Genomic DNA, 19,831 nt, shown 5'->3' on the forward strand with positions numbered 1-19,831 from the left:
CTTGGCGACAACAACATGTGCCGGGATCACCGGCCCAGCCCAAGGAGCGTCCCGTGCAGAAACCAGAAACAGGTGTGCGGTGGATCGTCGCCGCGATCGTATCGGTCAGCCTCACAACGTTCAGCCCCGCGCGCGCAGCATCGGTCGCGCCGGCCGCCGCGGAAAACGGCATGGTGGTGTCCGCGCAGCATCTGGCGACACAAGTGGGCGTGGACGTGCTCAAGCGCGGCGGCAATGCCGTCGATGCGGCAGTCGCGGTCGGCTACGCATTGGCGGTCGTCTATCCGGCGGCCGGCAATCTGGGCGGCGGCGGCTTCATGACGATCAATCTCGCCGACGGCCGCAAGACCTTCCTCGATTTCCGCGAGATGGCGCCCAGGGGCGCGACGGCCAACATGTATCTCGACAAGGATGGCAACGTCATCAAGGGCATCTCGACCAAGGGACACCTGGCCGTTGGCGTGCCGGGATCCATCTCGGGCATGGAATATGCGCGCGAAAAGTACGGCACCATGAAGCGCGCCGATCTGCTCGCCCCCGCGATCCAACTCGCCGAGCAGGGCTTTGCGCTGGAACAGGGCGACATCGACCTGTTGCTTACCACCACCGCGGATTTTCAGGACGATCCCGCCTCCGCCGCGATCTTCCTCAACAACGGTCAGCCGTTCCGGGTGGGCGAGAAGCTGGTGCAGTCGGAGCTCGCCAAGACCCTGCGCGAGATCAGCAGCAAAGGCACCGACGGCTTCTACAAGGGTTGGGTCGGTAGCGCCATCGTGGCCTCGAGCCAGGCGGGCAAAGGCCTGCTGACGCAGGACGACCTCGACGGCTACAAGACGCGCGAGCTCGCGCCCGCCGAATGCGACTATCGCGGCTACCACGTGATCTCCGCACCGCCGCCGAGCTCCGGCGGCGTCGTCATCTGCGAGATCCTGAATATCCTGGAGGGCTATCCGCTGAGGGAGCTGGGCTATCACTCCGCGCAGGCCGTGCACGTCCAGATCGAGGCCATGCGCCACGCTTACGTGGACCGCAACAGCTATCTCGGCGATCCGGACTTCGTGAAGAACCCGCTCGACCGCCTGCTCGACAAGAATTACGCGACCAAGATCCGCGCCGTGATCGATCCGAACAAGGCTGGCGTCTCCAAGGACATCAAGCCGGGCGTCGCGCCGCACGAGGGCAGCAACACCACGCACTATTCAATCGCGGACAAGGACGGCAACGCGGTATCGGTGACGTACACGCTGAACGACTGGTTCGGCGCCAAGGTGACGGCGGCCAAGACCGGCGTGCTGCTGAACGATGAAATGGACGACTTCACCGCGAAGGTCGGCGTGCCGAACCTCTATGGCCTGGTGCAGGGCGAGGCCAATTCCATCGCTCCCGGCAAGCGACCGCTGTCCTCGATGAGCCCGACCATCGTCACCAGGGACGGCAAGACCGTCATGGTGGTGGGCACGCCCGGCGGCAGCCGCATCATCACGGCCGTGCTGCAAACCATGATCAACGCGATCGACTACGACATGAACGCGCAGGAGGCCGTCGACATGCCGCGCATCCATCAGCAATGGCTTCCGGACCTCACCAACGTCGAGAACTATGCGCTGTCGCCGGACACCCGAAAGATTCTGGAGGGCATGGGCCACAAGTTCGGGCCGCCCCAAGATCCCAACCATCTGGCGGTCATCATCGTCGGCGCGCCGGCGCTGAACGGCAAGCCGGTCGGCAACAACCGCTACTATGGCGCCAACGATCCTCGCCGGAACACAGGGCTCGCCGCCGGGTATTGAGAGCCTTGTAGATGCGTGCCCACCGCTTCTGTCGCAATCGCGGAGAGATGGTGGGCACGGCGCTAACGCGCCTTTGCCCACCCTACTGGATTGTCGTTCGACGGACGGTGGCGAAACCTCGCTATGCGGCTTGTTCCATACGCGAGGGTTTATTTCACCGGTCGATCGGCAACACACTCTATTGTTTTTGCCTGTGAGCCGCCTGACGATGCGGGACTGGGCCGCTCGTCAGACGACTGCAGTGGCTGGCGAACTGCCCGACGACCTCGCACGGGAGATCCGCATGGAACAGATTCTGATCAACCTCGTCTCAGGCGCGCTTGGTGGAATTGGCGCGGGCAAGTCTTCACCGACATTTGATCTCGGAATGGCCGGAAACGTCATTTCGGGTCTGGTCGGTGGCGGAGTGCTCGGCCAGGTCATTACGTTGCTGCTTCCGTCCATCATGGCCGCAGCACAATCCGGAAACTTGAGCGTTGGCGGCATCGTGTCACAAGTCGTCGCCGGTGGCGCCGGCGGGGCGATCCTCACCGCGATCATCGGAGCCATCAAGAACAAGGCTGCCGCCTGATCGGTGAGACAGGGCCTCACCACTTCTCCTTCGACGTCCGCACGTCGAGCTCGAACGACCAGGCGCGTTCGGGCTGGCGGTAGAGGAAGGCGAATGCATCAACGATGCCTTCGATGCTGATCAGGCTGTCTTGCCGGTCCGCAGCATCGGGGAAGCGGTTCATGATCTTGTCGCCGGCGATCGCGCCGTCGACCACGACATGGGCGACGTGAATGCCGTCGGGCGCATATTCCTTGGCCATCGCCTGGGCGAGCGTGCGCAAGCCAGCCTTGGCGGAGTTGAAAGCGCCAAAGCCGGGGCGCCCGCGCAGCGAGGCGCTGGCGCCGGTGAAGAGCAGCGTGCCGGCTTTCTTCGGCGCCATGCGGCGCACCGCCTCGCGGCCGAACAAGAAGCCGCCGAAGCAGACGACGCGCCAGGCCTTCTCGAAATAGTCGGCGTCCATCTCGACGATTTTTCCGGGCGTGTTATTGCCGGCGTTGTAGATCGCGAGATCGAGCTCGCTTCCGGCGGCATCGAACAGCGCGGCGACGTCGCTCTCCTTGGTGGCATCGGCGACGAAGGGAACGGCCTGTCCCCCGGCGGCGACGATATCGCGCGCAACCGACTCCAGAGCGCTCAGCGTGCGTCCTGCGACGATCACCTTGAGCCCGTCGTTTGCAAAACGCTTACAGAGCTGGGCACCCACCCCTCGGTCCGGGCCCACACCGATCACGATCGCAGTCTTCATCGCATCCTCCCGCAGAGTTTGGAGCCCAAGTCGCCACTCGCGCAGCATATAGTTCTAAAATAGAACTATATGCTGTTTCACTGTTCTCGCCTAGGCTGAAGAAAAGTGGTTGTCTCCTCAGCAGCTATCATTCCATTTTGGAATTTTGTATTATCGCTGCACGAACGCGTTGAAAATTCAACCTTTTCGGGGTCGGACGAATGCGATGGGATTCGCTTGAGCAGGAACAGTGCTCGGTCGCCAGGACGGTCGCCGTGATCGGCGACCGCTGGAGTCTCCTGATCCTGCGCGACTGCTTTTTGCGCGTGCGCCGGTTCGAGGAGTTTCAGTCGCGGCTCGGGGTGACCCGGCACATCCTCGCCGATCGCCTGAAGAAGCTCGTCCGGTTCGGTGTGCTCAGGCGTTCGCCTTATCAGGAGAGCCCGACGCGCTATGAGTACATCCTCACCCAGAAGGGACTGGATCTCTATCCGGTGGTGATGGCAATCGTGCATTGGGGTGACACTCACATGGTCGATGAGCGCGGCCGCCCCCTGCTTCACGAGCACAAGCGTTGCGGCAAGATGTTCGATCCGGTGCTGGTCTGCTCCGAATGCGGCGAGCCGATCGTTGCGAAGGAGGTCCATGTCCACGCCGGCCCCGGCGCAACGGAGGGCGCGGCCGAGGAGTTGGCGGCCCGCGAGGCCGCGTCATCGCCGCGCTCACAGTAGATTTGTCGCTCAGGGAGACAGGGCCGGCTCCGGGCAGTTCGTCAATCGAGCGGGGTTGCCGACCGCCGTACAGCCATCAGGCACATCGCTCGTCACGACCGAGGAAGCGCCGATCTTCGCGAAATCGCCGATCCGGATATCGCCAAGAATGGTCGCGCCGGCACCAATGTAAACGCCGCGGCCAATCCTCGGCGAGCGCGTGGGAAGCTCATCGCGACGGCCGATGCTGACATTCTGGAGGATCGTGACGTCGTCGCCGATCACGACATTCGAACCGATCACGATGCCCGTGGCGTGATCTAGGTACACGCATGAGCCGATGTTGGCGGACGGATGAATGCTGACCTGCAACGCGTTGGACGATTCGTTTTGAAAGAGCAGCGCCGGATCGATATGGCCGCGCCGCCAGAGCCAGTTCGACACGCGCCAGGCCTGCAGCGCGACGTAGCCCTTGAAGTGCAAGAGCGGCGTCAACAGGCCGGCGATGGCGGGATCGCTGATCGCAACGGCTTGCAGGTCCTGGCTTGCGGCTTCGATCAGGTTCGGCTGGTCGCAAAAGGCGTCGCTCGACAGTTTTGTGAATTGCGTGCGCTCGCCAGCGTTGCCGCCGAGCCGGCGTCCGATCAGATCGGACAAGGCAGCCGCAAGATCACGATGCGCGAGAATGGAGTCCGCAAGAGTCGCGCCGAACACGGGATCCGCGGCAATCGCACGTTGCGCCTCGCGGCGGATCTCCTGCCAGAGGCCGTCGCCCGATACGATTGCAGCTCTCGCCATCGTCCTCTCCGGTCCTTTGCCGCATGGTTTCGCCGGATGAATATAGAATGTTCGTGGGATTGCGCCATCGAGGCCGGTCAAAAGCCAAACCGCCCGCCTGCGGGGCTCGCAGGCGGGCGGCTCGGGGCCATCAGGACTTTGGGGGCGTGTGCCTGAAGGCTTTGAGGATCAGATCAGCCCTGGGGCGGCGGCTCGTTCGGCGGCGTCGGACGGCTCTTGTGCTGCGCCATGAACTGGTCGAACTCTTCCTTGTCCTTGGCGTGACGCAGACGGTCGAGGAAGCTCTTGAACTCGACCTGCTCCTCTTCGAGACGCCGCAGCGTTTCAGAGCGGTACTCGTCGAAGGCGCGGTTGCCGGAGGACGGCGGGCCGAAGCCGAAGCCGAAGCCGCGGCGCTCCATGCGGTCGCGCATGCGGTCCATCTTGTACTGCATCCGCTCCATCTTGTTCTGCCAGCGATCCTGGTGACTCCAGCACGACATTCTTCTGCTCCCGAGTGTGAAAAAGAGAAGGGCAAGGCCGATCGGCCACCAGATGATGAAGCCGAGGATGGTCACGGCAATCCAGCCGGGGTGCCAGGGCGTGTCGAGCATGTGGGGGCGGTCGTAGGGTTGTTCCGAAGGGCCGCGCCATCGATTGACATCAGCGGTGTAGGCCATTTCCCATCTCCATCACGGCAGTCACGCCGTTGTGAATGTAAATAACATTTACATAGGTAGCCGATCCCGCGGTTTTGTCAAGCTGGCCGCCAGACAGGCCCGCCGATTTATTTGCGCAATTTTATTTCAGCTTGCCCCAAGGACCGCCCGAAGTGCCGCCCGGGGAGCTGCCAGAAGTGGAGGATGCCTCCGGTGGCACCGGCGGCGGCTCGGCGCCCTTCGCCGTGGGCCGGCGGTCGATCGGGAAGCCGAGCCCGCGCAGATAGATCAGCACCTCGGCTTCCAGCAGTTCATCCGGCGACATCGGCAGCTTGCGGCGCGCGCCATCGCCGCGGGAGAACAGCGAGGCTACGCCATGCGACATCGACCAGATGTGCAGCGCCATCATCATCGCCGGCGGCCGCGGCGTGCCCGGCGGCGTCAACGCCGCGAGGCGCTCGGCAGCCGCACGGATGACGCCGAAAGCACGCTCGCCTGCGGCCATCAGCGCCGGATTGGCGTCGGCCGGCAGGCCGGATTCGAACATCGCGGAGTAGAAGGCGGGCTCTTCCCGCGCGAAGGCGAGATAGGCTTTGCCGACGCGCTCGAACGCGGTGACGGTGTCCGGGCGGCCATCGTCCCAGGCCGCGGTCAGGCGCTGTTCGAACTGCTCGAAGCCGCGCTGGGCGATCGAGGAGAGCAGTTCATCGCGATCGCGAAAATGCCGGTATGGAGCGGCCGGGCTGACGCCGGCCATGCGCGCGGCGTCGGCAAAGGTGAAGCCGGCCGCGCCCTTTTCGGCGATCAGCCCCAGCGCCGCCTGGAGCAACGCCTCCTTCAGATTGCCGTGATGATAGCCGCGCTCGGCGCGGCGTTGCTCCTTGCGCCAGCTCATGTGAACGACTTTTACATGAGCCGGGCGCGAAGGTCACTAGCGCGGGCGGGGATTGATTAACCCGTATTTCCCCGGAATGAGAGCTAGCCGCCCGGGATCGGCAGCACCGGCATGATCTCGACCCGCTCACCCGGGAAGATCGCGAAATGCGGATGGTTCTCGAACATTTTTGCCGCGGCCTCGTGCGAGGCGGCGCGGACCACGGTGAAGGCGCCCATCTCGTTGGCGATGTCGGCGACGCCCTTGGTGTCGACCTTCTTGGTCTTGCCGAGCGGGCCGCCCATGGCCTGGATCGCGCCCTGGTGCTTCTGGACCCAGGCGTGCCATGCCGCCATGCCTTCCTTCTCCTTTGCTTTGCGTTCGGCTTCCGGCAGCGCATTCCAGGCGGCCATCTTCGCGCTCTCCTTGCTGCCGAGGAAGACCGCGAGATAGGTGTCGTTGGTGCTCATGGGCTTCACTCCTCCGTTGCGTTGACGCTTTGACGAAAGGCAATCGGGCAGGCTAGCGGCCGGGCTGGCCGCCTTTCCGCAGCTCGGCGAAGCCGGCGGCCGCTTCCTGCACATCTGACGAAAAGTCGGCCATCTCCTGCACCTGGCGGATTTCGATGATCTCGTTCGGCGAGGCCGGGCACTTCTTCGCCCAGGCGATCGCTTCCTCGCGCGAAGCGACCTCGATCATCCAGTAGCCCCCCAAGACTTCCTTGGACTCGGCAAAGGGGCCGTCGGTCACGATCGGCTCGCCGGTCGCAAACGAAACGCGCGCGCCCGTCGAGGGCGGATGCAAACCTTCGAGCGTGATCAGAACGCCGGCATTCTGGAGCGCCTCGTTGTAGCGCATCATGGCGGCGACGCGCTCCGGATCGAGTTGAACGTCCTTCGGCGCAGTCTCGTAGCCGAGCGGGATCATCAGCATCATGAAGCGCATTTGGGGCGTCCTTTGGGTCTTATCAGTCCTATTTCGCTTTTGGGCCGAGATCACCGGCTCTCACGGATAAGACGAACCGCATCTTGCAGTCCCGACACGCCGGTGAAGATTATTTTGGAGGTAAGGCCACGACGGGGCTAGCCCTGCTGCCGCAGGAAGGCGCCGTCCCGATAGGTCGCGCCGAAATAGACGTCAATGCGGGCAATCCGGTCGCCTGCAAAAGTCATGAACTCGGTATTGCGGAAGCTCTTGCCGTCTGTTGCCAGACATCGGTAGGTGACGAAGGCCTCGTCACCCTGGATGAAGATGCGCTCGATGTCGTGGCGCGCGATCCAGCCGGCGTCCCTCCAGCAGCGCTCGAAGTAAGTCTGCTTGTCGAGATTGTCGTCGAAGGGACTGGTGAAGCGGAAGTTGACGGCGAGCGCGTCCGCGACGCGGGCGCGGTCGTTGGCGAGATAGGCGGCGAAGAGATTGCGGATCAGCGTGGCGCGGTCTGCCGGTGTGAGCGTCATGGAAACTCCTGTTGAGGCCGGCGTATAATACCGGCGCCCCTCCAACGGAGACGAAGTTGCGTGCTCGAAACCGACATCTGTGGCGCAATTTATGGAATGCAAGCGCCTCGGCAAGGGAGCGAAGGAGATCTGGATTCTCGTGACCTACAATCCGATCCTCGACGAGGCCGGAAAACCGTTCAAGGTTGTGAAGTTCGCAACCGACGTTACGGAGCAGAAGCTGAAAGCTGCCGACAATGACGGGCAGATCGCGGCAATTTGGAAGTCGCAGGCGGAGCTGATCTCGGGCATCACCGGCCAGATCAATCTGCTCGCACTCAATGCCACGATCGAGTCCGCGCGCGCCGGCGAAGCCGGGCGCGGCTTCGCCGTGGTAGCCTCCGAGGTGAAGAGCCTCGCTAACCAGGCCAAGCAGGCGACCGACACGATCTCCTCGGAGAGCGACGCGCTGAACAGCATCTCGGGCGACGTGGCAAGTTCCCTCGGCGCAATCAAGGCCGCCATCGCCGGCCTGAACGAGTTCATCTCCTCCACCGCCGCAGCGGTCGAGGAGCAGAGCATCGTGACCGCCGACATGTCGTCGAACATGCAGCGTGCGTCGGCGGAGCTGTCCTAGTCCGGCAGCCAGCGCCGCGTCATTTCGCTCGCGCCTTCCGGCAGCGCCTCGAAGATCGGTGCGGCCAGCACGGCGTGGACGTGCAGCGTCACGGTTCCCACGTTGCGGAAGCCGTGCTTGCGCCCTGCCGGCACCAGCACCGAGCGGCCGGCGGTGACCCTTGCGCGCGTCTCCTCGAGCCAGATCTCGCCCTCGCCCTCGCGCACCGTCAGCACCTCCTCGACGGTGTGGCTGTGCGTCGGCGCGCCGGCGCCGGGGTCGACCCATTGCTCGAAGATGCACAGCGCGGTGGTGCCGGTGCGGGCCGAGGCCAGCATGCGGGTCCTGACGCCCGGCCGCCACTCTTCCAGCGCGGATGGATCGGAGAGCTGCATGCGGAGGCCTTTCTTGCGGGGACGAAAGCACAGTAAAAGACGCGAAGGCTGTCCGCCTTGGCGGGGGGCTGTTTCGGACACAGGACAGATTAACAGATGACTTCAAGCCCGCAAAAGGTTGCCCTCGTTACCGGAGCCGCGCGCGGCATCGGCCTTGCGACAGCCAGGAAATTCCTCGCAGAGGGCTGGCGCGTGGCGCTGCTCGACATCGAGGGCGAGTTGCTGACGCACGCCGTCGCTGCGATCGACCAGAACGAGACGACGCTGGCGCTGACTTGCGACATCTCCGATAGCGCGGCGGTCGGTGCGGCGATGAAGGCGGTCGAGCAACGCTTCGGCCGGCTCGACGCGCTCGTCAACAATGCGGGCATCGCGGTGTTCGCACCGCTGATGGAGACGTCGGACAAGGACTGGAGCCGCGTGCTCGAGGTCAACCTCACCGGGCCCTTCATCAGCACCAAGGCCGCGGTGCCCCTGATGCGCGAGGCCGGCGGCGGCGCCATCGTCAACATCACCTCGATCTCGGCTGTGCGCGCCTCGACGCTGCGCTCGGCCTACGGCACGAGCAAGGCGGGGCTGGCGCATCTGACCAAGCAGCTCGCGGTCGAGCTCGCCGCGCTCAACATCCGCGTCAACGCGGTTGCGCCCGGGCCGGTCGATACCGCGATGGCCAAAGAGGTGCACACGCCGGAGATCCGCGCAGATTATCACGACGCCATCCCGCTCAACCGCTATGGCCTGGAAGAGGAACTCGCGGAAGCGATCTTTTTCCTGTGCTCGGATCGGTCGAGCTACATCACCGGCCAAATTTTGGCCGTCGATGGCGGCTTCGATGCAGCTGGCATCGGCCTGCCGACGCTACGCGGACAGCGGAGGAATGGGTAGATCCCCGCGCATGGTGGATTAGCTCTGTAGGGTGGGCAAAGCGAAGCGTGCCCACCGTCTGTCCTGGTTGCGGCTGCATCGGTGGGCACGGCGCTTGGCGCCTTTGCCCACCCTACGAAATTACATGTGTGGAGAGTGCCATGCGACGCGTTGTATTCGTCAGGTCCGTGACGGTCGCGGCCGCGTTGCTCGCCTCTGCATCCGCCTGCGCCGAAATCCGCATCGTCCAGTCTCCAGGCGGACGGGTCGGACCATTTCTCGAACTGTTCGATCGGGTGCGCGAGTCCGGCGAGCGTGTGGTGATCGACGGGCCATGTCTGTCCGCCTGCACGCTGGTGCTGAGTCTGGTGCCCGGCGAGCGCATCTGCGTCACCAAGCGCGCGGTGCTCGGCTTCCATGCCGCCCGCTCGGTCGACCGGCAGGGCCGCTTCTATGCCGAGCCGGAAGCCTCCGAAGCGGTGCTGGCGGCCTATCCGGCACCCGTGCGCGACTGGATCAGAAGCCGCGGCGGACTGACGTCGCGGCTATTGCTGCTGAAGGGCCGCGAGCTCGCCGCGATCTACCCGCGGTGCAGGTAAGTTACGGTGCTGGCAGTTGCCGTGCCCTCTCCCCTTGCGGGAGAGGGTAGCTCCGCTGGCAGACACGATCTCATTGGGGTGAGGGGTCTCTCTCCGCGAGTGAACTTCTCAAAATTGAATTCGCGGAGACACCCCCTCATCCGGCGCCATCGCCGAAGCTTCGCTTCGGCGTTCTTAAGGACGGCGGCCGAAGGCCGCCTATGGCACCTTCTCCCACAAGGGGAGAAGGTGCAGTGTGCGTGCGGCAGCAGTTTGCTTCAATTCTTTCTCACATCCCTTCCGCGGGGCAGTTCACCATCCAGGGGATGCCGAACTGGTCGACGCACATGCCAAAGCCCTTGGCCCAGAACGTCTTGCTGAAGGGCATCGTGACGGTGCCGCCATCGGCAAGCGCGTTGAACTTGCGTTCGGCATCGGCCACGTTGGTGATCGTCAGCGAGATCGAGAAGCCCTGCGGCTTCTGCGAATGCTCCGGCGGCGCGTCGGAGGCCATCAGGACGCTGCCATCGGGAAGCGACATGCGCGCATGCATGATGGTCTTTTCGCGGCCGGGTGCAGCCGGCATCTCCGGCGGGGCGTCGGAGGCGCGCAGCATCGCCTCGACCTTTCCACCGAGCACGCGCGCATAATAGTTGAACGCGGCTTCGCACTTGTCCTGGTAAAACAGGTATGGATTGAGCATGTTTCTCTCCTTGACGTGAGGTTTCTACTTCTCGGTGAGCTTCTTCAGATTGGCGAGGCCGGTCTCGAAATCCTTGCCGATCATGTTGTCCATGTTGACGAACACCTGCATCAGCTTCGAGATGAACGGGGCCGGACCGTACATCGCCCATGTGACCAGTGTTGCACCACCTTGCGGCACAAACGTGAACTCGGCGATGTTGTGACCTTCGAACGGCCGCTCGAAATCGAGCTTGATGCGCAGTTTCGACGGCGTATTCGCTTCGAGAATTTCCATGCGCCCGGCGCCGATGTCCTTGTTCCCGTCCCAGGCATAGGTGGCGCCCCTGCCCTGCGTGGTGCTGCCGAAAGCGCGCTTCATGCCGGGATCGCGCCCTTCGTAGGGCGACCAGCTCGTCCAGCGTTGGAAATCGGCGATGAGGGGGTAGATGGCATCGGCCGGCGCCTTGACGGCGAGCGTGCGTTCCACGCGAAACATGTCCGGCTTGGTGCCGGCGAAGGCGAGAATGCCGGCAATGCCGCCGGCAAGCAAAATGGCGACGATGGCAACAGCTTTCAGCATGACTGGCTCCCTTCGGTTTGGTCCTAGGACGAAGGAGAAGGGCTCAGTTCGACAGGGCCGGAAGATTTTTTTCGCCGACGTTTCCACGTCATTCCGGGTTCGCCCTTCGGGCGCCCCGGAATGACGCCAGAGGCGTCACTTCGCCTTGGCCTTCGGCTGGCTGTCCCTGATCAGGCGATCGAGATGCATGCGGATGTGAGCGGCCTCGGCCGAGGTGTTGGCGAGCGCAATGGCACGGTCGAAGGCGATGCGAGCTTCGTCGTTGCGGCCGAGCTGCATCAGGAAGGCGCCCCGCACGCCGTAGAAATGGAAGTAGTTGGCAAGCTTCGGCGCCAAGGGCTCGATCAGCGCGAGCGCTGCTTCCGCGCCGCGCACCTTGGAGACCGCGACCGCGCGGTTGAGCGTCACCACCGGCGAGGGTTGCACGAGCTCGAGCGCGCCATAGAGCAGGTCGATCTGCGTCCAGTCGGTTTCCTCGGGCGTCGCCGCGCGGGCGTGCAGCGCCGCGATCGCCGCCTGGATCTGATAGGGACCGCTCTTGCGATGGCGCATCGCCTTGTCAATCAGCGCGAGCCCCTCCGCGATCATGGTGCCGCTCCACAGCGAGCGGTCCTGATCCTCGAGCAGGATCAGCGAGCCGTCGCCTGCAAAGCGTGCCGCGCTGCGCGCATGCTGCAGCAGCAACAGCGCGGTCAGTCCCATGATCTCCGGCTCGCCCGGAAACAGCCGCAACAGCAGCCGCGCCAGCCGGATCGCTTCCTCGCATAGCGGCTTGCGGATCTCGGCGGTGTCGCCGCTCGCCGAATAGCCTTCGTTGAAGATCAGGTAGATCATCGCGGCGACGCCGGCGAGCCGCTCGGCGCGCTCGACCGCGCCGGGTGCCTCGAACGGCACACCGGCATCCGCGATCTTCGCCTTGGCGCGCGTGATGCGCTGTTCCATCGCGGCTTCCGAGACCAGGAAGGCCCGCGCGATCTGCTTCACGGTGAGGCCGGAGACGATACGCAGTGCAAGTGCGATCTGCTGCGTCGCCGGCAGATCCGGATGGCAGCAGATGAACATCAGCCGCAAAATGTCGTCGCGATAATGCGAGCCGTCGAGCCGCTCGGCGAGCTTTCCTTCGGCATCGTCGAGATCGGAGATCGCCTGGTCGTCCTCGGGCAACGGCTCCTGCTTGCGCGCGCGGCGCACCTCGTCGATCGCGACGTTGCGGCCGACCATGATCAGCCAGGCTGCGGGATCGCGCGGCGGCCCGTTCTGCGGCCAGGTCTTCAGCGCGCGCAGGCAGGCATTTTGGAACGCTTCTTCCGCGGTATCGAGATCGCGGAAATAGCGCAAGAGCGCGCCCACCGCCTGGGGCCGCGCCGAGGTCAGCGCGGTCTCGATCCAGGCGGCGTCGGTCTCGCTCACGTCAAAGTCCCTCCCGGCCTGAATACGCCGACGGGACGCACCTCATAGGCGCCGCCAGGATTGGCCGCACCGAGATCGCGCGCGACGTCGAGCGCGTCGTCCAGATTCTGGCAGTCGACGATGTAGAAGCCGAGCAGCTGCTCCTTGGTCTCGGCATAGGGACCATCGAGCACCAGCGGAGGGTCTTCTTTCCGCAGCGTCGCGGCCGCCGTGGTGGGCAGGAGCCGCGCGACCGGACCGAGCCGGCCCTGCTTGGTGAGCTTGTCCTGCACCACGGCGAGCTTTTTCATCACGGTTTCGTCCTGCTCCTTGCTCCAGGAGCCGACAAAATCCTCATCGTGGTAGCAAAGGATGGCATAGAGCATGGGCACGTCCTGTTTTCTCTTGTGATGAAGACGACTCAATATGCCCTGCTCCGACACGACTTGCGGAAATTTTTTGCAGGAAATATCCGCGCGTTCGTGCCAAGGAGAGCCATGAACTGGGAACTCGATGGGACATGACGAATGACTAAAGGCGCGCTGGCACTCCTGATCAACAGCAGGCAGCAGAACTGGCTGCCGGAACGCTGGAAAGCGCGTTTTGAGGCGGTCTGCGGCGACCGGCGCGTGGTGCTACTGCCTGATCCGGACCTCGATCCGGCCGAGGTGCACTATGCCGCGGTGTGGAAGCCGGTTCCTGGCACGCTCGGGGCTTTCCCGAACCTGCGCGCGATCTTCAATCTCGGCGCTGGCGTCGACGCGCTGATGGCGGATAAGAGCCTGCCGGACGTACCGCTGGTCCGCGTGGCCGTGCCCGACCTCACGGGACGCATGACCGAATATGTCGTGCTGCACGTGCTGATGCATCATCGACAGGAGCTTTACCTGCGGCAGTCGCAGCGCGAGAAAGCATGGGAGCCGAAATACCAATGGCCGGCGAGCGCAATCACGATCGGCATCATGGGGCTCGGCACGCTGGGGGCGGACGCCGCCGACGTGCTGCGCCGATTCGGCTTCCGCGTGGTGGGATGGAGCCGCAGTCCGCGGAGCGTCGATGGCGTTGAGTCCTTCCATGGCGCGGATCAGATGGACGCGTTCCTGCGCGCGACCGACATTCTGGTCTGCCTGTTGCCCCTGACACCACAGACGCACGGCATCCTCAACCGTGAGGTCTTTGCAAAGCTCAACCGCAACAGTCCGCTCGGCGCGCCGGTGCTGATCAATGCCGGCCGTGGCGGCTTGCAGAACGAGGACGACATCCTGGCCAGTCTCGACGATGGCACGCTCGGCGCCGCCTCGCTCGACGTGTTCGTCGAGGAGCCGCTGCCGGCGAGCAGCCGCCTCTGGAGCCATCCGAAGGTGTTGGTCACGCCGCACAATGCGGCCGATACCGATGCGGATGCGATCTCGGCCTATGTCGCGGGACAGATCGCGCGTTTCGAAGCCGGCGCCGCGCTGGAGAATGTGGTGGATCGGGCGCGCGGGTATTGAAGCGTCGGCTGGCGAAGCGTGGATACAGTTATTGTTTGAGCATGATCTCCGCGCAAACGCGTACCGCGTTTGTCGCGAGGGAAAACCGCTTCACACTTTTCCGGATCATGCTCTAGCGGCGAGCGCCGAAAGCCAGAGGCGACGCGCCGGGCGGCAGCGGCGAGTTGATGTCGCTGTCGACCAATCCGGACGACTGCTGGGTGAAGCTCGCGCCGAACGACAGGCTGAGATTCGACGTCGGGCGGAATTCGATCCCAGCATTGGCGCGATAGCCGCCGGGCAACGTCGGCGAGGTGGAGTCGAAGGGCGTGATCGGACCGCCGGTCCCGAGATTGTATTTCAGTGTGTCGAAGCCGGTGTAGATCGTGACCGGTGCATTCGTGAAGTTGTAGCCGAACTTCACGCCATCGGACGAAAGCGAGCCGTAATTGCCGAACGACCTCGCCTGATCGAAGCCATTCATACTCCACGCCGTGCTGTCACGTGAGCTGCTGAGAAACCAGCCTTTTGGGAGCTTGGACTGCGGATCGCTCGCCTCGAAGGCCGGATTGTCCCCCCAGCCCATCAGCCAGCCCGAGTTCATGTAGGGCACAGGGGCAGCCTGGGCATAGGCCGTTCGCCCGCCCAGACAGAGCGCCAGCAAGATCAATGAGAGAGCCAAACCGCGTGCAAAACCAAACATTCGTGACACCATCGAGCGTCCTCAACTATACGCGCCCGGTATCGCGAAAGCCAGAACCGCCGCGCGGCACCTGCGTGAGAGAGGCCCGTCCTGGCAAAAGCCAGGACGACCCTGGAGAGCGAGGCAGTCCTATCGGACCCTTCCCCGTTCACGCTCTCTTAGCGAGAAATTGATAGTCGTTCTTGACCAACGTGGAAGGAACGAACGGACATGCGCGCGACCCTGGGGCTCAGAATGCGGATCACGGTCGCCCTGGCGGTCACGGCGGCTGCAACCGCCCTGTTCGCGGTGCTGGGAGCGATGTGGATCATCTCCGGCATCATCGACCGCGCCGACCAGCGCGAGCTACACAGCCACTATGATGCCCTGCAGTCGCGCATCGCCGAGGAATCCCGCCGCGCCGCCGCCATGAGCGCGGTCGTCGCCGCCATGCCGGCCACGCAGGAGGCGATGGCGAAGCAGGACCGCGACGCGCTGATGCGCCTGTTCGGGCCGGTCTTCGCTGCCACCAGGTCGGACTACGGCGTCGATCAATTCCAGTTCCACGTGCCGCCGGCGACATCGTTTCTGCGCGTGCATCAGGCGGCGAAATTCGGTGACGACCTCTCCTCCTTCCGCAAGACCGTCGTGATCGCCAACCAGGAGCGCAAGATCGTCGTCGGCCTCGAAGGCGGTATTGCCGGGCTCGGAATCCGCGGCGTGGTGCCGATCGCGCAGGACGGCAAGCACCTCGGCACCGTCGAATTCGGACTGACTTTCGGCCAGCCCTTCCTGGACGACTTCAAGACCAATCGCCACGTCGACGTCGCCTTCCATCTCGCCGACGGCGGCGGTTTCAAGCTGTTTGGCGGAACGCTGAAGGGCCGGAGCTTCTTCGATGCCGCCGATTATGGCCACGCCGCCGAAGGCGGCTTCATGGTGCATCAGGCGAGGCTCGACAGCACGCCGGTGGCCGCATTGCTCGGGCCGATCAAGGACTTTTCCGGCAAGCCGCTCGGCGTGGTCGAACTTGTGATGGACAATGCCGACTATGTCGCATCGGCCGACCGGGCGTGGATGCTCGCGCTCGGCATCGCCGCGCTCGGCCTCGTGCTAGCTGCGATCGTCGGCTATCTGATCGCGCGGAGCATCTCACGGCCGATCCTGTCGATCACCTCGGTAATGCGGGAGCTGGCGGACGGTCGGCTTGATGTCGCCATTCCCCTCGGCAGGTCGAACGATGAAGTGGGCGAGATGGTGAAGGCGGTTGCGGTCTTCCGCGACAACGCCGTCAGCTTCAACCGTCTTCAGACCGAACAGGCCGATGCCAAGGCGGAGTCCGAACAGGAGAAGCGGCGCGCATTTGCGTCGCTTGCAGACAATTTCGAGGCCAGCATCCGCGACGTCGTCAACACGGTGTCGTCGGCCGCGGTCGAAATGGAACAGACTGCGCGTTCGATGTCCGATATCGTCGAGCAATCGCGGCATCAGACGCGCGCGGTCTCGTCGGCCTCGGCGCTCGCATCGGAGAACGTCCAGACGGTGGCGGCCGCGGCCGAAGAGCTGTCGTCATCGATGACCGAGATCAGCCGCAGGCTCGCGCATGCCACCGAGGTCGTCGGCCGGGCCGCGAGCGACGGACGTCATTCCAATGCGCGGGTGCAGAGCCTTGCCGATGCCGCCCAGAAGATTGGCGACGTCGTCTCGTTCATCAATGGCATCGCCGGCCAAACCAATCTGCTTGCGCTCAACGCAACGATCGAAGCGGCACGTGCCGGCGAGGCCGGCCGCGGCTTTGCGGTGGTGGCATCCGAGGTCAAGGCGCTGGCGACGCAAACCGCGAAGGCGACGGAGGAGATCGGCGCCCAGGTGACGGCCGTGCAAGGCGAGACAACTGGCGCGGTCCAGGGCATCCAATCGATCTGCGCCACGATCCAACAGGTCGACGAGATCTCGGCCGCGATCGCGGCCGCCGTCGGCCAGCAGGGCACGGCGACGCAGGAGATCGCACAGAACGTCCAGCAGGCGGCGGCCCGCACCGGCGAGGTCTCGCAAAATATCGCCGGCGTCACCGAAGGCATCGCGGCGACGGGATCGGCGGCGCAGGAGGTGCTGGGCTCGGCCGTCGAGCTCTCGCGCCAATCGCAACGCCTGCGCGATGAAGTCGATCGCTTCCTCGCGCATATCCGGGCGGCGTAATCGGCGGCTTATCGACGCATCCTGCGGAGCGCGAGGGGCGGCGCAAAGCGCGCCACGCACTCACTGCCGTCCTGGGAGAGAGCGCAACGCCACCGCCCTCGCCCCCAGTCAGAGATCGACGACGATATAGGTATCCTCGACCGTCACGTGATATCGCTCGGCCACGTAGGGGCCCATCACGAGATCGCCGCCCGTTTCACGCCTGACCTCGAAACTTCGCACCCTGGTGCGGCGCGGGTCACACCAGGATTGGCCGGTCGCCATATCGAACTCCCAGCCGTGCCAGGGACAGCGCAGGAATTCGCCGCGGCGCTCCAGGCGATAGTCCCCGGGACCGGACGACTGGCTGAGGCCCGTGACCACGCCGGAGCAGATCGCAGCCCCGCCATGCGGACAGCGGTTGAGCAGCGCGTGCAGGCGCCCCTCGACATTGAACAGGCCGATCTCGCGCCCGTCGATGACGACGACCTTGCGCGTGCCGGGCGGCAGCTCGGCGGCCGGGCAGACCACGTGGCGGCTCATGCGAGGCGATACAATGCCATCGCATTGTCCCTGAATATCTTGCGGCGCTGCTCCTCGGTCATCGGGAATTTGAAAGCAAAGGACGGATTGTCATAGTCCCAGTGCGGATAGTCCGATGAATAGAACAGCCGGTCCCAGCCGATCCAATCGATGATCTCGACGATGTGGCGCGACTGCGCCGGCTCCTCGATCGGCTGCGTCGTCCACCAGATATGCTCGCGCAGATATTCGGAGGGACGCCGCTTGAGATGCGCCACCTCGTTGCGGAATTTCTCGAAATGCTTGTCCATGCGCCAGGCGAGCGCCGGGGCCCAACCGAACCCGCCCTCGACCAGCACGACCTTCAGCTTCGGGAAGCGCTCGAACACGCCCTCGATGATCAGGCTGGCGGCAAGCGCCTCCATGCAGGCCACGAAGACATAGTGCTCCTGCAAATAGAATGTCGGCCAACCGGATCCAGTTGAGGGATGGCCGCCATTGTAGCCGACCGGATGCAGGCCGATCGGCAGGCCGGCGCGTTCAGCCGCTTCATAGATCGGCCAGTAGCGCCGATGGCCGAGCGGATCTGACGGCCGCGACGACAGCATGATCTGCACATAGCGCCGATCGCCGGCGCAACGTTCGATCTCGGCGACGGCTGCCTCGGGAAACTCCTGCGGCACGACGATGCCGGCGCGAAGCCGCGGCTCCTCGCGCACCCAGCGGTCGATCTGCCAGTCATTGGTCGCGCGCGATAGCGCGGCTGCAAGACCGGGGTTGCGCTCTTCCATGCCGCCCTTGCTGAGCGCCATCAACAGGCCGAACTCGACGTTGACGGGATCGAGATGCTGCTTGCGCAGGAGATCGAGATCGGAACCCGCAGGGCCGCCATTCTCGGGAAGCGAATCGGCGCGCATACCGGCGGCCATCATGCGCGGATACATCAGCGCGCTCGGCAGCGCCTGCCGCACATGCACGCCATGGGTCTGATAGTGCTCGCGCCAACGCGGCTCGAGATAGGGCAAGAGTTCGCCGGGCGTGCGGTGCGCCGGATGGATGTCGCAATCGACGACCGCGAGCGTCTGCCGGGCTTTCTGTTCGATGAAAGGTGCATTCATCGCACGTCCTCCTTCGGATGCTCGGCGGCGAGCGTGGTCGCGACCTGCGCCAGACGGGGATAGGTCTCAAGCGGATTCTCGACGAGGATTTTCATGAGCGAGTGCGGCGACAACCCGTCCGGTAGCACATCATCGCCGTCGAACTGCCAGTGCGGATAGTCAGTGGAGAACAGCAGCACCTGATCGGTACCGATGCGGTCGATCGTTTGCGCAACCGCCGTCGCGTCGGGCGCATCGAACGGCTGGATGGTGAAGCGCAGATGCTCGCGGATGATCTCCGACGGCCAGCGGTCGACCCAGGGCACTTCCGGCCGCGCGCCGCGCCAGGTCTTATCGGTGCGCCATACGGTCATCGGCAGCCAACTCACGCCGGACTCGAGCATCACCACCTTTAGCCGCGGGAAGCGGCGGAACACGCCCTCTGCGACCAGGCTGATGGTCTGGTTGGCGAAAGCCTGTGCCTGCGCCACGTAATCCTCGAACTGATAGGACGGCCAGCCCACGATCGTCGGCGCGTAACGATAGGTGCTGCCCGCGTGCACGGCAATGACGAGCCCGTGCCGCTCCGCCGCCTCATAGAGTGGAAAGAACTCGCGACGGCCGAGCAGCTTTTCGCCCATGACCGGCAGCAGCACCTGCACAAAGCGTCGGTCGGGCGCGAGGCGCTCGATCTCGGCAACGGCCTGCGCCGGATCCTGCGGCGTCACCAGGATCGAGCCGCGCAACCGCGGCTCGCGGTCCAGCCATTCCGCCCGCAACCAGTCGTTCACGGCACGGCAGATCGCCGCCGCCATGTCGTCGTTGTAGAGCGCGATCGCGCCGTGGATCACATTGGCAATGCCGAACTGAAGCTCAAAGGCATCGAGCACATGGGCGCGCAGCGTGTCGAGGTCGCTCCGCCCGGTGTTGGACGCCCGCCAGTCGGCGCGTGCGCTGATCGGCGCATTCGGCGGATAGCTCATCATGGCGAACGACATGCGGTCGATCGCGCGGTTGGTGATCTGGTCGCGCCAGTAGTCGTCGAGATAAGGCAGCAGCTGCGCCATGCTGGGTGCGGGCGGGTGCAGGTCGCAATCGATCGCTCCTGCGAACGGTATTCTCATCTTCGGCCTCCGTTGCTTCGCGCGAATGCGGCTAGCAGGCTGTTGAAGAAGTCTTCGAGCGACGCGCGATAAATGGGATGTCGTCGCCATTAAGGAGGCAGATTTCACCTTCGAGTGAGCCGTCATC

The 19,831-nt window shown here is 64.4% G+C and carries 23 protein-coding genes and 1 pseudogene; 8 read left to right on the forward strand and 16 right to left on the reverse strand.

Annotated features, from left to right (window positions below):
• Positions 1-53: 53 nt before the first annotated feature.
• On the forward strand, positions 54-1,790 hold the full coding sequence (gene ggt / locus NLM33_RS25530) for a gamma-glutamyltransferase (RefSeq protein ID WP_254099920.1): 1,737 nt from the start codon (positions 54-56) through the stop codon (positions 1,788-1,790).
• A gap of 283 nt (positions 1,791-2,073) precedes the next feature.
• On the forward strand, positions 2,074-2,361 hold the full coding sequence (locus tag NLM33_RS25535; RefSeq protein WP_027553210.1) for a hypothetical protein: 288 nt from the start codon (positions 2,074-2,076) through the stop codon (positions 2,359-2,361).
• Between the two features lie 16 nt (positions 2,362-2,377).
• Here NLM33_RS25535 and NLM33_RS25540 read toward each other — a convergent pair whose 3' ends face one another.
• A complete protein-coding gene (locus NLM33_RS25540; RefSeq protein ID WP_254099922.1) occupies positions 2,378-3,088 on the reverse strand; it encodes an SDR family NAD(P)-dependent oxidoreductase in 711 nt (236 codons plus the stop codon).
• A gap of 200 nt (positions 3,089-3,288) precedes the next feature.
• Here NLM33_RS25540 and NLM33_RS25545 point away from each other — a divergent pair, with 200 nt between their 5' ends.
• Entirely contained in the window at positions 3,289-3,798 is a 510-nt protein-coding gene (locus NLM33_RS25545) for a helix-turn-helix domain-containing protein (protein ID WP_254099924.1), read from the forward strand.
• A 9-nt stretch (positions 3,799-3,807) separates the two neighbouring features.
• Here the strand turns inward: NLM33_RS25545 and NLM33_RS25550 are convergent, their stop codons facing one another.
• From NLM33_RS25550 to NLM33_RS25575, 6 genes are all read right to left on the reverse strand, one after another.
• A complete protein-coding gene (locus tag NLM33_RS25550) occupies positions 3,808-4,575 on the reverse strand; it encodes a serine acetyltransferase (protein WP_254099926.1) in 768 nt (255 codons plus the stop codon).
• A 173-nt stretch (positions 4,576-4,748) separates the two neighbouring features.
• Positions 4,749-5,234 carry a DUF2852 domain-containing protein gene (locus NLM33_RS25555; RefSeq protein WP_254099928.1) on the reverse strand — a complete coding sequence of 162 codons (486 nt, stop codon included), beginning with the start codon at positions 5,232-5,234 and terminating at the stop codon, positions 4,749-4,751.
• Between the two features lie 121 nt (positions 5,235-5,355).
• Positions 5,356-6,108, reverse strand: a complete 753-nt coding sequence (locus tag NLM33_RS25560; protein ID WP_254099930.1) for a TetR/AcrR family transcriptional regulator — start codon at positions 6,106-6,108, stop codon at positions 5,356-5,358.
• A gap of 83 nt (positions 6,109-6,191) precedes the next feature.
• Positions 6,192-6,557 (reverse strand): hypothetical protein, encoded by a 366-nt coding sequence (locus NLM33_RS25565; protein ID WP_254099932.1) that lies wholly within the window; start codon positions 6,555-6,557, stop codon positions 6,192-6,194.
• 52 nt (positions 6,558-6,609) lie between these two features.
• Positions 6,610-7,032: a YciI family protein gene (locus NLM33_RS25570; protein ID WP_254099934.1), complete on the reverse strand. Its 423-nt coding sequence runs from the start codon at positions 7,030-7,032 to the stop codon at positions 6,610-6,612.
• A 137-nt stretch (positions 7,033-7,169) separates the two neighbouring features.
• Positions 7,170-7,544 (reverse strand): nuclear transport factor 2 family protein, encoded by a 375-nt coding sequence (locus NLM33_RS25575; protein WP_254099936.1) that lies wholly within the window; start codon positions 7,542-7,544, stop codon positions 7,170-7,172.
• Positions 7,545-7,629: 85 nt separating this feature from the next.
• On the opposite strand from NLM33_RS25575, the pseudogene NLM33_RS25580 reads away from it, so the two are divergent.
• Positions 7,630-8,160, forward strand: a pseudogene (locus NLM33_RS25580) (methyl-accepting chemotaxis protein); the annotation flags it as partial.
• Here NLM33_RS25580 and NLM33_RS25585 read toward each other — a convergent pair.
• Positions 8,157-8,534, reverse strand: a complete 378-nt coding sequence (locus NLM33_RS25585) for a cupin domain-containing protein (protein ID WP_254099938.1) — start codon at positions 8,532-8,534, stop codon at positions 8,157-8,159. The pseudogene NLM33_RS25580 and the gene NLM33_RS25585 sit on opposite strands and share 4 nt — an antisense overlap.
• 96 nt (positions 8,535-8,630) lie before the next feature.
• On the opposite strand from NLM33_RS25585, the gene NLM33_RS25590 reads away from it, so the two are divergent.
• Both NLM33_RS25590 and NLM33_RS25595 read left to right on the forward strand, forming a co-directional pair.
• The gene (locus tag NLM33_RS25590) at positions 8,631-9,419 is read left to right on the forward strand and encodes an SDR family NAD(P)-dependent oxidoreductase (protein ID WP_254099940.1); all 789 of its coding nucleotides are present in this window, start codon (positions 8,631-8,633) and stop codon (positions 9,417-9,419) included.
• A gap of 140 nt (positions 9,420-9,559) precedes the next feature.
• The gene (locus NLM33_RS25595) at positions 9,560-9,997 is read left to right on the forward strand and encodes a hypothetical protein (protein ID WP_254099942.1); all 438 of its coding nucleotides are present in this window, start codon (positions 9,560-9,562) and stop codon (positions 9,995-9,997) included.
• A 268-nt stretch (positions 9,998-10,265) separates the two neighbouring features.
• Here NLM33_RS25595 and NLM33_RS25600 read toward each other — a convergent pair whose 3' ends face one another.
• From NLM33_RS25600 to NLM33_RS25615, 4 genes are all read right to left on the reverse strand, one after another.
• Positions 10,266-10,679 (reverse strand): VOC family protein, encoded by a 414-nt coding sequence (locus NLM33_RS25600; protein ID WP_254099944.1) that lies wholly within the window; start codon positions 10,677-10,679, stop codon positions 10,266-10,268.
• 24 nt (positions 10,680-10,703) lie between these two features.
• Positions 10,704-11,240: an SRPBCC family protein gene (locus NLM33_RS25605; RefSeq protein WP_254099945.1), complete on the reverse strand. Its 537-nt coding sequence runs from the start codon at positions 11,238-11,240 to the stop codon at positions 10,704-10,706.
• Positions 11,241-11,375: 135 nt separating this feature from the next.
• The gene (locus NLM33_RS25610; RefSeq protein ID WP_254099947.1) at positions 11,376-12,650 is read right to left on the reverse strand and encodes an RNA polymerase sigma factor; all 1,275 of its coding nucleotides are present in this window, start codon (positions 12,648-12,650) and stop codon (positions 11,376-11,378) included.
• Positions 12,647-13,015 (reverse strand): YciI family protein, encoded by a 369-nt coding sequence (locus tag NLM33_RS25615; protein WP_254099949.1) that lies wholly within the window; start codon positions 13,013-13,015, stop codon positions 12,647-12,649. Before NLM33_RS25615 ends, NLM33_RS25610 begins: the two co-directional genes overlap by 4 nt.
• Positions 13,016-13,156: 141 nt before the next feature.
• On the opposite strand from NLM33_RS25615, the gene NLM33_RS25620 reads away from it, so the two are divergent.
• A complete protein-coding gene (locus NLM33_RS25620) occupies positions 13,157-14,122 on the forward strand; it encodes a glyoxylate/hydroxypyruvate reductase A (protein ID WP_254099951.1) in 966 nt (321 codons plus the stop codon).
• A gap of 112 nt (positions 14,123-14,234) precedes the next feature.
• On the opposite strand, the gene NLM33_RS25625 is transcribed toward NLM33_RS25620, so the two are convergent.
• Positions 14,235-14,804, reverse strand: coding sequence for a hypothetical protein (locus tag NLM33_RS25625; protein ID WP_254099953.1), 570 nt, complete (start codon positions 14,802-14,804; stop codon positions 14,235-14,237).
• A gap of 210 nt (positions 14,805-15,014) precedes the next feature.
• Between NLM33_RS25625 and NLM33_RS25630 the strand changes: the two genes are divergently transcribed.
• Positions 15,015-16,982: a methyl-accepting chemotaxis protein gene (locus tag NLM33_RS25630; protein ID WP_254099955.1), complete on the forward strand. Its 1,968-nt coding sequence runs from the start codon at positions 15,015-15,017 to the stop codon at positions 16,980-16,982.
• A gap of 108 nt (positions 16,983-17,090) precedes the next feature.
• On the opposite strand, the gene NLM33_RS25635 is transcribed toward NLM33_RS25630, so the two are convergent.
• From NLM33_RS25635 to NLM33_RS25645, 3 genes are read right to left on the reverse strand one after another with little or no spacing between them, the layout of a single operon-like run.
• On the reverse strand, positions 17,091-17,504 hold the full coding sequence (locus tag NLM33_RS25635) for a Rieske (2Fe-2S) protein (RefSeq protein ID WP_254099957.1): 414 nt from the start codon (positions 17,502-17,504) through the stop codon (positions 17,091-17,093).
• Positions 17,501-18,601, reverse strand: a complete 1,101-nt coding sequence (locus tag NLM33_RS25640) for an amidohydrolase family protein (RefSeq protein ID WP_254099959.1) — start codon at positions 18,599-18,601, stop codon at positions 17,501-17,503. The genes NLM33_RS25635 and NLM33_RS25640 overlap by 4 nt, the downstream gene beginning before the upstream one ends.
• The gene (locus tag NLM33_RS25645; protein WP_254099961.1) at positions 18,598-19,704 is read right to left on the reverse strand and encodes an amidohydrolase family protein; all 1,107 of its coding nucleotides are present in this window, start codon (positions 19,702-19,704) and stop codon (positions 18,598-18,600) included. The genes NLM33_RS25640 and NLM33_RS25645 overlap by 4 nt, the downstream gene beginning before the upstream one ends.
• Between the last annotated feature and the right edge of the window lie 127 nt (positions 19,705-19,831).

Source organism: Bradyrhizobium sp. CCGUVB1N3 (assembly GCF_024199925.1).
Taxonomy (GTDB): domain Bacteria; phylum Pseudomonadota; class Alphaproteobacteria; order Rhizobiales; family Xanthobacteraceae; genus Bradyrhizobium.

Bases quoted from the DNA above. Each gene is read 5' to 3' on its own strand.
- NLM33_RS25635 (WP_254099957.1), bottom strand. From the start codon at position 17,504: ATGAGCCGCCACGTGGTCTGCCCGGCCGCCGAGCTGCCGCCCGGCACG.
- NLM33_RS25575 (WP_254099936.1), bottom strand. From the start codon at position 7,544: ATGACGCTCACACCGGCAGACCGCGCCACGCTGATCCGCAATCTCTTC.
- NLM33_RS25555 (WP_254099928.1), bottom strand. From the start codon at position 5,234: ATGGCCTACACCGCTGATGTCAATCGATGGCGCGGCCCTTCGGAACAA.
- NLM33_RS25570 (WP_254099934.1), bottom strand. From the start codon at position 7,032: ATGCGCTTCATGATGCTGATGATCCCGCTCGGCTACGAGACTGCGCCG.
- NLM33_RS25545 (WP_254099924.1), top strand. From the start codon at position 3,289: ATGCGATGGGATTCGCTTGAGCAGGAACAGTGCTCGGTCGCCAGGACG.
- NLM33_RS25595 (WP_254099942.1), top strand. From the start codon at position 9,560: ATGCGACGCGTTGTATTCGTCAGGTCCGTGACGGTCGCGGCCGCGTTG.
- NLM33_RS25550 (WP_254099926.1), bottom strand. From the start codon at position 4,575: ATGGCGAGAGCTGCAATCGTATCGGGCGACGGCCTCTGGCAGGAGATC.
- NLM33_RS25630 (WP_254099955.1), top strand. From the start codon at position 15,015: ATGCGCGCGACCCTGGGGCTCAGAATGCGGATCACGGTCGCCCTGGCG.
- NLM33_RS25565 (WP_254099932.1), bottom strand. From the start codon at position 6,557: ATGAGCACCAACGACACCTATCTCGCGGTCTTCCTCGGCAGCAAGGAG.
- NLM33_RS25615 (WP_254099949.1), bottom strand. From the start codon at position 13,015: ATGCTCTATGCCATCCTTTGCTACCACGATGAGGATTTTGTCGGCTCC.
- NLM33_RS25560 (WP_254099930.1), bottom strand. From the start codon at position 6,108: ATGAGCTGGCGCAAGGAGCAACGCCGCGCCGAGCGCGGCTATCATCAC.
- NLM33_RS25600 (WP_254099944.1), bottom strand. From the start codon at position 10,679: ATGCTCAATCCATACCTGTTTTACCAGGACAAGTGCGAAGCCGCGTTC.
- NLM33_RS25585 (WP_254099938.1), bottom strand. From the start codon at position 8,534: ATGCAGCTCTCCGATCCATCCGCGCTGGAAGAGTGGCGGCCGGGCGTC.
- NLM33_RS25620 (WP_254099951.1), top strand. From the start codon at position 13,157: ATGACTAAAGGCGCGCTGGCACTCCTGATCAACAGCAGGCAGCAGAAC.
- NLM33_RS25605 (WP_254099945.1), bottom strand. From the start codon at position 11,240: ATGCTGAAAGCTGTTGCCATCGTCGCCATTTTGCTTGCCGGCGGCATT.
- NLM33_RS25645 (WP_254099961.1), bottom strand. From the start codon at position 19,704: ATGAGAATACCGTTCGCAGGAGCGATCGATTGCGACCTGCACCCGCCC.
- NLM33_RS25535 (WP_027553210.1), top strand. From the start codon at position 2,074: ATGGAACAGATTCTGATCAACCTCGTCTCAGGCGCGCTTGGTGGAATT.
- NLM33_RS25540 (WP_254099922.1), bottom strand. From the start codon at position 3,088: ATGAAGACTGCGATCGTGATCGGTGTGGGCCCGGACCGAGGGGTGGGT.
- NLM33_RS25640 (WP_254099959.1), bottom strand. From the start codon at position 18,601: ATGAATGCACCTTTCATCGAACAGAAAGCCCGGCAGACGCTCGCGGTC.
- NLM33_RS25590 (WP_254099940.1), top strand. From the start codon at position 8,631: ATGACTTCAAGCCCGCAAAAGGTTGCCCTCGTTACCGGAGCCGCGCGC.
- NLM33_RS25625 (WP_254099953.1), bottom strand. From the start codon at position 14,804: ATGTTTGGTTTTGCACGCGGTTTGGCTCTCTCATTGATCTTGCTGGCG.